The following is a 12,697-nucleotide window of genomic DNA, read 5'->3' as shown; positions in this document are numbered from 1 at the left end:
CCGGTGCCCGGTCCGATCTCCCCCGCGATTCCGTGGAGCGCCACGGGGCCGAAACCCCCTGAACTTCCTGGAAAGGAGCGAATCAGGCATGGATCCCGCGGCGTTACGTCAGTCGAGCGGGGCTTCTTTGTACCACCCGCGAGACCTCGGGCACCGGGGCGGTCCGCCCCCTGTTCCCAAGGGAGAACCGCCCCGTAATGCCTCCGTTACGCCTCGGACCGTCAGTTGCCGAAGACCGCCAGCGACTTCGCCCGCATCTCGTCCCCGTCCTCGACACCGGTGATGCTCGTGCTCAGCAGGAGGGAACGCCCGTTCGTGTAGGCGGCCCGGACGTCGAAGAGCCCGCGCTCGGCCTCCGCCCCCGCGGCCGGGTGCCGCACCACCATCTGCGGTGTGCCGCCGGTCGGCGGGAGGGACGCGATGCCGCCGCCCTTGTTCTGCGCCGCCGACAGGTACATCAGCAGCCTGCCGCCCTCCACCCGCATCGGCATCAGGGTCTGCCCGGCGGGAGAGTCGGCCTTCCACTTGGTCTTCCCGCCGGCCAGGTCGAAGGCGACGACCTTGTTGGTGGGGTCGGACTCGGTGGGCTTGGTCGCCAGATAGACCGTCGTGTCATCGGCCGCCACCCCGAGGCAGTTGTCGAGGTTCCTGCCGTCGGAGGACACGTCGACATCGCACTGCGTCTCGTAGTTCTCGTCGCCGCCGACCAGTTGGGAGCGGTAGGTGCCGTTCGCGTTGAGCATGATGATCGCCCATTGGTCCCCCTCCTCCTTCTTCAAGGAGACGACCAGCGGGCTGACCGAGTAGAACTGCGCGACCTCCCAGCCCTTCTTGATCTCGTACTTCCACAGGATCTTGCCGGTGGTGGGGTCGATCCGCTCCACCAGCTGTTCCTTGTGGTCGTCGGCCGCCGTCTGGCAGCTGGCGGCGGCGATCGCCACGGGGCCGCTCGCGAATCCGAACGGCTGGCAGTTGCCCGGCAGTTGACCGAAGAGCACCTTGCCGTCGCTGACCCGGAAGGCATCCGTCCTGGTCTTGCGCCCGAAGGTCACGGTGTCGCCGTTGATCGCCATCGCGGGGTTGGAGAGCGCGTCCCAGGTGCCCTCCCGCTCGACCGTCTTGTGCCAGCCCGCCTTGCCGGTCCTGAGATCGACCATCTGGAGCGCGTCGCAGAACGCCCGGTCGCCGGTGCCGGTCTGGACCCCGAGGGCGATCTTTCCGTCGGCGGTGGCCTGCGAGGGGGCCGCGCACACGGCACCCGGCAGGCGCAGGCTCCACCTCTGGCCGCCGTCGGCGACGGAGTAGCCGGAGACGGTCTTGTACATCGCCTTGACGACGGTGTCGCCGACGATCCAGGGGCCGTACACGCTGGCGCCGTTGCGCGGCAGGTCGACGCCGCCCTCCTGGAGCCAGAGGACCTTCGCCTCGCCCGGCTTGAGCTTGGCGTTGATCGCGGCGGCCTCCGCGCGCAGATCGCTCGGCCCCTGGTCCTCGTCCTTGCCCTTGGGCTTGCCGGTGGACGAGCCGGTGGGCGCGGGGGCGGCGCTCTTCTTCGTCGTGGGCTTCCCGTCCCCGCCCGTGGCCAGCCAGACGCCCCCGCCTGCCAGCAGTGCCACCGCGAGCACGGCGCCGACGACCGCCCCTCGCCTGCCCCGGAAGAACCCTCCGCCGCTACCGGCGGGGCCACCGGGCTGCGGTGACGGCGACGCACCGTAGGGGCCGAACTGAGTGGGCGCGCCGTGCAGCCCCGGCTGCGACGGCACGCCGTACGGACCGGGCTGTGCGGGCGGGTTGTACGGACCCGGGGGCTGTGCGGGCGGGTTGTACGGACCGGGGGGCTGCGCGGGCGCGTTGTACGGACCCGGCGGCTGGGTGCCGTACGGACCGGCGGCCTGGCCCGGCGGCCGGGCGGGAGGCCCGTACGAGCCGACGGCCTGGCCGGACGGGGAATCGTACGAACCGGACTGGGGGTCGTACGGAGCCCCGAAGCCCTCCTGCGGCGGTTGCTGGCCGGGTGGCTGGGTCATCAGCACGTCCCCCCTCAGTGCTTCGTGCGGACGGGCCCGGCTTCCGCACCGGACAAGGCCTCTTTCTATCACCCGTCCCACGAGCCCCAGCCGTCACACCTGACGCACCGAAGCGGTCAGGCGTCCTCGGCCAGCTCCAGCCAGCGCATCTCCAACTCGTCGCGTTCCGCGACCAGTTCGCGCAGCTCCGCGTCGAGCTTCGCCACCTTCTCGAAGTCCGTGGCGTGCTCCGCGATCTGTGCGTGCAGCGTGGTCTCGCGTGTGGAGATCTTGTCGAGTTGCCGCTCGACCTTCTGGAGCTCCTTCTTCGCCGCGCGGGCGGCCTGCGGGGAGATGGCCGCGGCCGGGGCGGTGGTCTCCTTGGCCGGGGCGGGCGCGGCGGACGGCGTGGCCGCCTCCTCCATCCGCTGCCTGCGCTCCAGGTACTCGTCGATCCCGCGCGGCAGCATCCGCAGCGTGCGGTCGCCGAGCAGTGCCATCACCCGGTCCGTGGTCCGCTCGATGAAGAACCGGTCGTGGGAGATCACGATCATCGATCCGGGCCAGCCGTCGAGGAGGTCCTCCAACTGGGTCAGGGTCTCGATGTCGAGGTCGTTGGTGGGCTCGTCGAGGAAGAGGACGTTCGGCTCGTCCATCAGCAGGCGCAGGATCTGGAGCCGGCGCCGCTCACCGCCGGAGAGGTCGCCGACCGGGGTCCACTGCTTCTCCTTCGAGAAGCCGAACTGCTCGCAGAGCTGGCCCGCGGTCATCTCGCGGCCCTTGCCGAGGTCGACCCGGTCCCGTACCTGCTGAACGGCCTCCAGGACCCTCAGGTTCGGGTTGAGCTCGTGGACCTCCTGGGAGAGGTAGGCCAGCTTGACGGTCTTGCCGACGACGACCTTCCCCGCGGCGGGCTGCGCGTCGCCCTGGGTGCGGGCCGCCTCGGCCAGCGCCCGCAGCAGCGAGGTCTTGCCCGCGCCGTTGACCCCGACCAGGCCGATCCGGTCACCGGGGCCGAGCTGCCAGGTGAGGTGGGTGAGCAGCGTCTTGGGGCCGGCCTGGACGGTCACGTCCTCCAGGTCGAAGACGGTCTTGCCGAGCCGGGCGTTGGCGAACTTCATCAGCTCGCTGGTGTCGCGCGGCGGCGGCACGTCGGCGATCAGCTCGTTGGCCGCCTCGATGCGGTAGCGCGGCTTGGAGGTGCGGGCGGGGGCACCGCGGCGCAGCCAGGCCAGCTCCTTGCGCATCAGGTTCTGCCGCTTGGACTCCTCGGTCGCGGCGATCCGCTCCCGCTCGGCCCGCGCGAAGACGTAGTCGCTGTAGCCGCCCTCGTACTCGTGGACCGCGCCGCGCTGGACGTCCCACATGCGGGTGCAGACCTGGTCGAGGAACCAGCGGTCGTGGGTGACGCAGACGAGCGCGGAGCGGCGGGTCCGCAGGTGGCCGGCCAGCCAGGAGATGCCCTCGACGTCGAGGTGGTTGGTCGGCTCGTCGAGGACGATCAGGTCCTGCTCGGCGATGAGCAGCTTGGCCAGCGCGATCCGGCGCCGCTCACCGCCGGAGAGCGGGGCGATGACGGTGTCCAGGCCGTGCTCGAAGCCCGGCAGGGCCAGCCCGCCGAAGAGCCCGGTGAGCACATCGCGGATCTTGGCGCTGCCCGCCCACTCGTGGTCGGCGAGGTCGCCGATCACCTCGTGGCGGATGGTCGCCTGCGGGTCGAGCGAGTCGTGCTGGGTGAGGACGCCGAGCCGCAGCCCGCCGCTGTGGGTGACGCGTCCGCTGTCCGCCTCCTCCAGCCGGGCGAGCATCCGGATGAGCGTCGTCTTGCCGTCGCCGTTGCGGCCGACGACACCGATCCGGTCCCCCTCGGACACCCCGAGGGACACGCCGTCGAGCAGGGCACGGGTGCCGTACACCTTGCTGACCTGCTCGACATTGACCAGATTGACGGCCATTTCACTCCTGCCCGGGGGGATCGATCGGCTTCCCAGGGTACGGGGCGGCGGCGGTGCGATGTCCGCTCGCCCTTGCCGCCCCGCGGAGAGGCAGGCGCCGTCAGACGACCGTGGCCCCCGGTGCCGGGGACACCGCCGTCCGTGCGTTGCGGCAGGTGCCGGAGGTGAGCAGTGCCTCGGCGACCTTGCGGGCCGACTCCTCGTCCGCCACCAGGAACGCGGTGGTAGGTCCGGAGCCGGAGACCAGGGCCGCCAGGGCGTCGGCCGCGGTGCCCGCGGCGAGGGTGTCGGCGAGCGAGGGGCGCAGGGAGAGCGCGGCGGGCTGGAGGTCGTTGGTGAGCGCCGCGGCGAGCGCGGTGGCGTCGCCGGTGCGCAGGGCGTCGAGGAGCGCGGGGGAGGCTTCCGGCTCGGGGACGTCGGTGTCCGCGGTCAGCCGGTCGAACTCGCCGTAGACGGCCGGGGTGGAGAGCCCGCCGTCGGCGACCGCGAAGACCCAGTGGAAGGTGCCCCCGACGTCGATCGGGGTGAGCCGCTCGCCGCGTCCGGTGCCGAGGGCGGCGCCGCCGACCAGGCTGAACGGGACGTCGCTGCCCAGCTCGGCGCAGATGGCGAGGAGCTCGTCCCGGGTGGCGCCGGTGGACCAGAGGGCGTCGCAGGCCAGCAGGGCGGCCGCGCCGTCGGCGCTGCCGCCCGCCATACCGCCCGCGACGGGGATGTCCTTGGCGATGTGGATGTGCACATCGGGTGCGATGCCGTGCCGCCCGGCCAGCGCGATCGCGGCGCGGGCGGCGAGGTTGCTCGCGTCCAGCGGGACCTGGGCGGCGTCCGGGCCGGAGCAGGTGATGCGCAGCCCGTCGGCGGGGGTGACGGTGACCTCGTCGTACAGGCCGACGGCGAGGAAGACATTGGCCAGGTCGTGGAAGCCGTCGGGGCGCGGGGCGCCGACCGCGAGCTGGACGTTGACCTTGGCGGGTACGCGGACGGTGATGCTCACTCGCCACTCCCCGAGGGCTCGTTCCCGGCGGCTCCGGAGGTCCCGGCGGCCCCTGTGGTCCCGGCGGGCTTGTTCTCGGCGATGGCGGCGAACTCCTCGACGGTCAGCGACTCGCCCCGGGCCTGCGGCGAGATCCCGGCCGCGACCAGGGCCGCCTCGGCGGCGGGTGCGGAGCCGGCCCAGCCGGCCAGGGCCGCCCGCAGCGTCTTGCGGCGCTGGGCGAAGGCCGCGTCGACGACCGCGAAGACCTCGGTCCTGCTCGCGCTCGTCGCGATCGGCTCGGTGCGCCGGACCAGGGAGACCAGTCCGGAATCCACGTTCGGGGCGGGCCAGAAGACGTTGCGGCCGATGGAGCCGGCCCGCTTGACGTCCGCGTACCAGTTGGCCTTCACCGACGGCACGCCGTAGACCTTGTTGCCCGGCCGCGCGGCCAGCCGGTCGGCGACCTCGGCCTGGACCATGACGAGGGTGCGCTCGATGGACGGGAAGCGCTCCAGCATCGTCAGCAGGACCGGTACGGCGACGTTGTACGGGAGGTTCGCGACCAGCGCGGTCGGCGCCGGGCCGGGCAGCTCCCGGACCAGCATCGCGTCGGAGTGCACCAGGGCGAACCGGTCGGCGCGCCCCGGCATCCGGGCCGCGACCGTGGCCGGCAGCGCGCCCGCCAGCACGTCGTCGATCTCGACGGCGACGACCCGGTCCGCCGCCTCCAGCAGCGCCAGGGTCAACGAGCCGAGCCCCGGGCCGACCTCGACGACGACGTCGTCCGGGCGGACCTCGGCCGTCCGTACGATCCGGCGGACCGTATTGGCGTCGATGACGAAGTTCTGACCGCGCTGCTTGGTCGGGCGTACGCCCAGCTCGGCGGCCAGCTCGCGGATGTCTGCGGGGCCCAGGAGGGCGTCGGGCTCAGTGGTGCTCACCTGTAAAGCGTAAGGGCCCCCGCGATTCGCGCCCGCCCCCGTGGCGCTCGGCGGTCTCAGTAGTCGAAGGCCCGCGCCGTGTTGTCCGCGATCGCCTCCGCCAGGGGGTCCTCGTCGATGCCCTTCACCGCCGCCATGGCGCGCAGTGTGACGGGGATGAGATACGGCGCGTTGGGCCGCCCCCGGTACGGGGCGGGCGTCAGGAACGGGGCGTCCGTCTCGACCAGGACCAGCTCCATCGGCGCGACGGCCAGGGCGTCCCGCAGCGGCTGGGCGTTCTTGAAGGTGACGTTGCCCGCGAAGGACATGAAGTACCCGGCGTCCGCACAGATCCGGGCCATGTCGGCGTCGCCGGAGTAGCAGTGGAACACGGTCCGCTCGGGGGCGCCCGCGTCGGCGAGAACGCGCAGCACGTCCGCGTGCGCCTCGCGGTCGTGGATGACCAGCGCCTTGCCGTGCCGCTTGGCGATCTCGATGTGGGCCCGGAAGGACTCCTCCTGCGCGGCCATGCCCTCGGGGCCGGTACGGAAGCAGTCGAGCCCGGTCTCGCCGACGCCGCGTACGTGGTCGAGCGCGGCCAGCGCGTCGATCTCGGCGAGCGCCTCGTGCAGCGCCGCCGTGCCGCCCGCCGCGCGCGCCCCCTGGCGGGCGGTGCCGTCGGGGTCGCCGTGCACGATGCGCGGTGCCTCGTTGGGGTGCAGGGCGACCGCCGCGTGCACGTTCGGGTGCGCGGCGGCGGTCTCGGCGGCCCACCGCGAACCGGCCACGTCGCACCCCACCTGGACCACGGTGGTCACATTGACCGCGGCGGCCCTGGCCAGGCCCTCCTCGACGGTCGCGTCCTGCATGTCCAGGTGGGTGTGCGAATCGGCGACCGGTACCCGGAGGGGTTCGGGCAGCGGCGGGGCTTCGGTACGGCTCATGACGACGATCGTACGAGGACCCGCCGGTACGCCCGGCCCGCAGTGGGACGAACCGGGTGCCTACCTCCGGTGGAAGGGGTGCAGCAGGTCGGACAGGTGCCAGTGGTGTCCGGTGCCCGCGGGGGCGGCCTCGTCGCCCTGGGCCGCCGGCCGCGACGGCTGGGGGTTGTGGAGCAGCTGCTGGACGGTCGAGACCCGGCCGGACCGCATGATCCGGACCAGGTGTCCGCCGCAGTTCGCGCAGCTGGGCCGGGAAAGAGGGGAGGGCACCCGCTCCCCGTCCGCCTTGTATATGACGAAGGCGTTGTTCGATCCGTCGACGTGGTGCTCTATTTCGTAGGCCTGCTCCCAGCCGTGCCCGCACCTCATACAGGCGAAGGCGTACGCCTCGTGTGCGTTGGCTGCTGCGATCTCGCTCATGCCCGCTCCTTTGTCCGCCGGACAGGCACTCCGGGCAAACGCTCCGGAGAATGCGTCCCTGGTTCAGTGGACGCCTTCACCGGCAGGAACGCATCGGGCCCTGTCGACTGTTGGAGCGCTTTTGGCCTGCGCGTGGCAGAAAGGCCCGGTACGCGGCTCCCGCTTTGCTTTTCACGACAGTCCTTTGCCTTCCGCAGGACCGGTTCGCGCCGCGTTCTTTGCCGCGACGACCGCGTCGAACACTTCGCGCTTGGGCAGCCCCGCGTCGGCGGCCACGGCGGCGATCGCCTCCTTGCGCCGCTCCCCCGCCTCCTCGCGCACCCGCACCCTGCGTACCAGCTCCTCGGCGTCCAGTTCCTCGGGTCCGGACTCGGCCGCGCCCTCGACGACGACGGTGATCTCGCCGCGCACCCCTTCGGCCGCCCAGACGGCCAGTTCGCCCAGCGGGCCGCGCTTCACTTCCTCGTACGTCTTGGTCAGTTCCCGGCACACGGCGGCCCTGCGGTCGGCGCCGAAGACCTCGGCCATCGCGGCGAGGGTGTCGTCGAGCCGGTGCGGGGCCTCGAAGAAGACCATGGTGCGGCGCTCGTCGGCGACCTCGCGGAGCCGGCCGAGCCGTTCGCCGGCCTTGCGGGGCAGGAAGCCCTCGAAGCAGAAGCGGTCGACGGGCAGCGCGGACAGGGCGAGCGCGGTGAGCACGGCGGACGGGCCGGGGACCGCGGTGACCTTGATGTCCTTCTCCACGGCGGCGGCCACCAGCCGGTAGCCGGGGTCGGAGACGGACGGCATCCCGGCGTCCGTGACCAGCAGGACCCGGGCGCCGCCGGTCAGAGCCTCGACGAGTTCGGGCGTACGGGCCGACTCGTTGCCCTCGAAGTAGGAGACGACCCGCCCCGTGGTGTGGATGCCGAGCGCCTGGGTGAGGCGGCGAAGCCTGCGGGTGTCCTCGGCGGCGACGACGTCCGCCGTCTCCAGCTCGGCGGCGAGGCGCGGCGGGGCGTCCGCCACATCGCCGATGGGGGTTCCTGCGAGTACCAGCGTTCCAGTCGTTCCAGTCACAAAGCCATCCTCCCAGCACGGGCGACAGCGTTCGCACAGATGCGTTCCCTACGATGGCGCGGTGACGAGTACTGCGCCCGAAGCCCGGAAGGGCCAAGACGCCGGGGAACCGCACGGCGAAGCACCGGCCTCCTGGCAGCAGCGGCTGCGCCGCTTCGGCCATTCGCCCCGGCCCGGGATCGGGCTGCGCGAGCGGCTTGTCCCGCCGTACACCAGGCCCGGCATCCAGTTGTGGGCGGTCCTCGGGATCTCACCACCGATGGCCGATCGCCTGGTGCGGTGGTCGGCGTGGGGCGGTCCGCTCCTGGTGGCGCTGGTCGCGGGGGTGCTGCGCTTCTGGAATCTGGGCAGCCCGCACGCGCTGATATTCGACGAGACGTACTACGCCAAGGACTCCTGGGCCCTGATCAACCAGGGGTACGAGGGCGACTGGCCCAAGGACATCGACAAGCTGATCCTCGCGGACCCGTCGAAGGTGGCCGTCCCGGTGGACCCGGGATATGTCGTGCACCCGCCGGTCGGCAAGTGGATCATCGGGCTCGGTGAGCACTTCTTCGGGTTCACGCCGTTCGGCTGGCGGTTCATGGTGGCGGTGCTCGGCACGCTGTCGGTGCTGATGCTGTGCCGGATCGGCCGGCGGCTGTTCCGCTCGACGTTCCTCGGCTGCCTGGCGGGCGCCCTGCTCACCGTCGACGGTCTGCACTTCGTGATGAGCCGCACCGCGCTGCTCGACCTGGTGCTGATGTTCTTCGTGCTGGCGGCGTTCGGCGCGCTCCTGATCGACCGCGACTGGGCCCGGCGCAGACTGGCCGCGGCGCTGCCGGTCGACGAGGAAGGGGTGCTGCGCCCCGACGCGGGGGTCGCGGAGAACCTGCGGCTCGGCTGGCGGCCCTGGCGGATCACCGCGGGCCTGATGCTGGGTCTGGCCTTCGCCACCAAGTGGAACGGCCTGTACATCCTGGCCGCCTTCGGCCTGATGACGGTGCTGTGGGACGTCGGCGCGCGCCGGACCGCGGGTGCGGTCCGGCCGTACCTGGCGGTGCTGAAGCGGGATCTGCTGCCGGCGTTCGTCTCGACGGTCCCGGTCGCGATCCTGACGTACCTCGTCTCCTGGACCGGCTGGATCGTCACCGGCAAGGGCTACTACCGGAACTGGGCGCAGACCGACGGCCGGGGCGGCAACTGGACCTGGCTGCCGGACTGGCTGCGCAGCCTGTGGCACTACGAGTACCAGGTCTACGAATTCCATGTGAACCTGACGTCCGGCCACACCTACCAGTCCAATCCGTGGAGCTGGATCGTGCTGGGCCGGCCCGTCTCGTACTTCTGGGAGGAGGAGCCGGGCTGCAAGGCGTCGGCGACCGGCAAGTGCGCGCGCGAGGTGCTGGCGATCGGGACGCCGCTGCTGTGGTGGGCGGCGTGCTTCGCCCTGGTGTACGTGCTGTGGCGGTGGTTCTTCCGGCGCGACTGGCGGGCAGGGGCGATCGCCTGCGGCGTGGCGGCGGGCTGGCTGCCCTGGTTCTTCTACCAGGAGCGGACGATCTTCCTCTTCTACGCGGTCGTGTTCGTGCCGTTCCTGTGTCTGGCGGTGACGATGATGATCGGCGCGATGCTGGGCCCGGCGGCCGGGACCGGGCCGAAGGAGGAACTCGCCCTGGGGTCGGGCGATCCGACGGGCGAACGGCGGCGGACGCTGGGCGCGATCGGGGCGGGCGTGCTGGTCCTGCTGATCATCTGGAACTTCATCTACTTCTGGCCGATCTACACGGGCACGCCGATCCCCGACGGGTCGTGGCGCGACCGGATGTGGCTGGACACCTGGATCTAGCTGGGCAGAAGCACCAAGAGGCCGCTGTCATCGACTGCGGCCTCCTGGTGCTTGTCGGTCATCGTCGGCGCCCATCGGCCGCCCCCGGGCGGCCCTGCCGGCGGCATGGCATCCTGGACGACCTGTCCGCCCACAAGGGCGACAAGATCTTCACGATCGCAGCCTGACCGACCCGGCGACCAATGCGGTCACGGCCGTAGGGCCTCTCATTTGGACCATGCCGGGCTCGCGGGGCCCGGCACGCACTCCCCCAAGGCCTCGATGGCCAGGGGGACCCTCCTCCGCGTTGTCGTCACTCGCCAGGGCTCCGGCCTGACTCCTTCCTCCGCCTTGCGATCGCACGCACCAGGTCCCGCTCCCTGGTCCGGCCTGATCCAAACGAAAGTCCCTAGCCGCCGCAGGTCAGGTCCTTCGCGGGCAGCCGGCCCGTGGTCAGGTACCGCGTGACGCCGGCGTCCGCACAGGACGGGCCGGCCACCACCACGCCGTGGCCCTCGCCGCCGACCACCGTGACCATCCGCGCACCGTGCAGCGCCCGCCGCATGCCCTGCGCCATGGCAAGCGTCGCCTGCGGGTCCCACTGGTTCTGCACGATCAGGGCGTTGACGTCGTTGCTCACCACGGTGGCCGGCTCGCTTCCCGCCGACTTCCAGAAGGCGCACGGCTGAATGTTGGCCCCCAGGTCGCCGGCCAGCGGGTACTCGGCTCGGTCTCGGATCGCGTCCCGGCGGTACTGCTCGGGGTTGCGCGGCCAGCTGCGGGTGTCGCCGCAGAAGACGGCCCACACGGCGGCGGACTGGTTGTCCGCCGGAACGTCCGCACCGAACGCCCCCGCCCCTGCTTCGGCGGACCGGACCGGGACGGAGTCGGGCACCGCCGACGCGGTCGGCGTGGCCGGCGCGGGCGGTCCGCCCGCGGCCGCGGCCTTCAACGCCACGATCCACGGGGTGATGGTCGCGACGTGGACGAACGCACCGTACTCGGAACGGATGGCGCCGCCGCTGAGCGCCCCGCCCGTCGTCGGGACGGGCGTGCGGTCGGCGCGGGCGATGAGCTCCCCGTACGTCTTCCGGACCTCTGCCGGAGTCGGGCCCAGCCCGTACGTGGCGTTGCGCGCGGCGGCCCACTCGGTCCACCGGGTGAAGGCGAGTTCGGCCCCCGCCGACCACCCCCGGAACATCCCTCGCCACGCGAGCGCCGGATCGAGCGCGCTGTCGAGCACGAACCGATCCGAATGCCGGGGGAACATCTGCGTGTAGACGGCGCCCAGGTACGTGCCGTACGAGTACCCGAAGTAGGAAATCTTCCTCTCTCCCAGTGCCGCCCGGACGACGTCCATGTCCCGTGCCGTGTTGCGGGTGGTGATGTGCGGCAGCACGTCCCCCGCCTTGGCCCAGCATTTGTCAGCCACCGTCCGGGCCCGGGCCACGTCCTTCGCGAACGTCCTTGCGGTGTAGGGGTGCTGGAAGGTCTGTTCGTCGCCCGTCAGGTCGCAGCCGATCGGCGAGCTCTGCCCGACCCCGCGCGGGTCGAAGCCGACCAGGTCGAACCGCTCTCGCACCTCCGCCGGCAGCAGCGGCTCCATCTCCACGGGCATGGTCAGCCCCGGAACGCCCGGGCCCCCGGGATTCATCAGCAGCACGCCGTGCCGCTCCTTCGCACTACCCGCCTTGATCCGCGATATCGCGAGGTCGATCTTCCGGCCCCCGGGGTCGCCGTAGTCCAGCGGCACCTTGATCTTCGCGCACTCGAACTCCGCCGGCCGGCCCGTATCGCAGCGCCCCCAACGGAGTTTCTGCTGCGCGTACTGCTGGAGCGGATCCCCCGCCGCGAACGCCGTCACGGGGGTGAGCGCTGCCGTCACGGCCGTCACCGCGCCGACCGTCAGCACGGAAATCGTTCGTCCGCCTCGTAGAGCCATGCCAGTCCTCTGTACAGAATCAGTGTCTCGGATCTCCTCCAGTCTCTGTTCCGCCCCACTCGTGCCTCGTACGACGCGGGGATGGGCTCGTGATCCAACGCGTGGCGTACGGCGGCACACCGACCTCCTGCTGGAGTCCTGCCCCTTGTCGTTCATCGCTCAGGGTAGGCGGCCATCGGCCGCCTACCGGCCGTCACGCCGTGGCCGCCCCGGCCCGCAGCGCGGCGATGGCACAGCGCGCCGCAGCGCCGACGGCGCGGGCGATCGCTGCGTCGACGGCGCCCGGGGCGGGAGCGGGTGGAACACGGTTGCCGCGTTCCGGCATCCGCCGGGGTGGGGGACGACGCCGGCCTTGTTGCGCACCACACCGACCGGGGTGCCGCTCCTCGCGACCTCCCACACCGGCGAACGGAAGCCAACGACACGGCGGTGTAGATCAGTTGACGCCCCACCACCGTCCGCAACACACGCGGAGAGCAGGGGCCCATGCGATCGGCCCATGCAGTGGTTCGGCCGTCTCGCGGGCGGTGGTACGGGTCGAGCGACGCGGGTCGAGCGCCCGGCCGGTGGCCAAGTTCTTGTCGGCGGCGAGCCCCTCGGGAGCGGCGATGGCGGGCCGGGCCGGCGCGTCGGCCCGCTCGGCGCGGGCCTCCCCGCCTTCCGGGCTT

General features: G+C 72.0%; 9 protein-coding genes. 1 reads left to right on the top strand and 8 read right to left on the bottom strand.

Translation table 11 applies throughout. The features are described 5' to 3' along the window. Positions 1-221 precede the first annotated feature (221 nt). The 7 genes from OG842_RS23350 to rsmI all read right to left on the bottom strand — a co-directional run bounded on the left by OG842_RS23350 (position 222) and on the right by rsmI (position 8,280). Positions 222-2,027, bottom strand: coding sequence for an outer membrane protein assembly factor BamB family protein (locus OG842_RS23350; protein ID WP_266732292.1), 1,806 nt, complete (start codon positions 2,025-2,027; stop codon positions 222-224). Between the two features lie 116 nt (positions 2,028-2,143). Then, positions 2,144-3,961: an ABC-F family ATP-binding cassette domain-containing protein gene (locus OG842_RS23345; protein WP_266732291.1), complete on the bottom strand. Its 1,818-nt coding sequence runs from the start codon at positions 3,959-3,961 to the stop codon at positions 2,144-2,146. A gap of 100 nt (positions 3,962-4,061) precedes the next feature. After that, positions 4,062-4,955 carry a 4-(cytidine 5'-diphospho)-2-C-methyl-D-erythritol kinase gene (locus OG842_RS23340; RefSeq protein ID WP_266732290.1) on the bottom strand — a complete coding sequence of 298 codons (894 nt, stop codon included), beginning with the start codon at positions 4,953-4,955 and terminating at the stop codon, positions 4,062-4,064. Then, positions 4,952-5,878, bottom strand: coding sequence for a 16S rRNA (adenine(1518)-N(6)/adenine(1519)-N(6))-dimethyltransferase RsmA (gene rsmA / locus OG842_RS23335; RefSeq protein ID WP_266732285.1), 927 nt, complete (start codon positions 5,876-5,878; stop codon positions 4,952-4,954). The genes OG842_RS23340 and rsmA overlap by 4 nt, the downstream gene beginning before the upstream one ends. A 56-nt stretch (positions 5,879-5,934) precedes the next feature. Then, a complete protein-coding gene (locus OG842_RS23330) occupies positions 5,935-6,801 on the bottom strand; it encodes a TatD family hydrolase (RefSeq protein WP_266732284.1) in 867 nt (288 codons plus the stop codon). Positions 6,802-6,861: 60 nt separating this feature from the next. Then, the gene (locus OG842_RS23325) at positions 6,862-7,221 is read right to left on the bottom strand and encodes a hypothetical protein (protein WP_266732282.1); all 360 of its coding nucleotides are present in this window, start codon (positions 7,219-7,221) and stop codon (positions 6,862-6,864) included. 171 nt (positions 7,222-7,392) lie between these two features. Next, positions 7,393-8,280, bottom strand: a complete 888-nt coding sequence (gene rsmI, locus OG842_RS23320; RefSeq protein WP_266732281.1) for a 16S rRNA (cytidine(1402)-2'-O)-methyltransferase — start codon at positions 8,278-8,280, stop codon at positions 7,393-7,395. 61 nt (positions 8,281-8,341) lie between these two features. Here rsmI and OG842_RS23315 point away from each other — a divergent pair, with 61 nt between their 5' ends. Then, entirely contained in the window at positions 8,342-10,108 is a 1,767-nt protein-coding gene (locus OG842_RS23315) for a dolichyl-phosphate-mannose--protein mannosyltransferase (RefSeq protein WP_266732279.1), read from the top strand. Between the two features lie 388 nt (positions 10,109-10,496). On the opposite strand, the gene OG842_RS23310 is transcribed toward OG842_RS23315, so the two are convergent. Continuing rightward, positions 10,497-12,029 carry an alpha/beta fold hydrolase gene (locus OG842_RS23310; protein ID WP_266732277.1) on the bottom strand — a complete coding sequence of 511 codons (1,533 nt, stop codon included), beginning with the start codon at positions 12,027-12,029 and terminating at the stop codon, positions 10,497-10,499. Positions 12,030-12,697 lie beyond the last annotated feature (668 nt).

Source organism: Streptomyces sp. NBC_00376, assembly GCF_036077095.1.
GTDB lineage: Bacteria > Actinomycetota > Actinomycetes > Streptomycetales > Streptomycetaceae > Streptomyces.
This window is presented reverse-complemented; position numbering and strand designations above follow the sequence as displayed.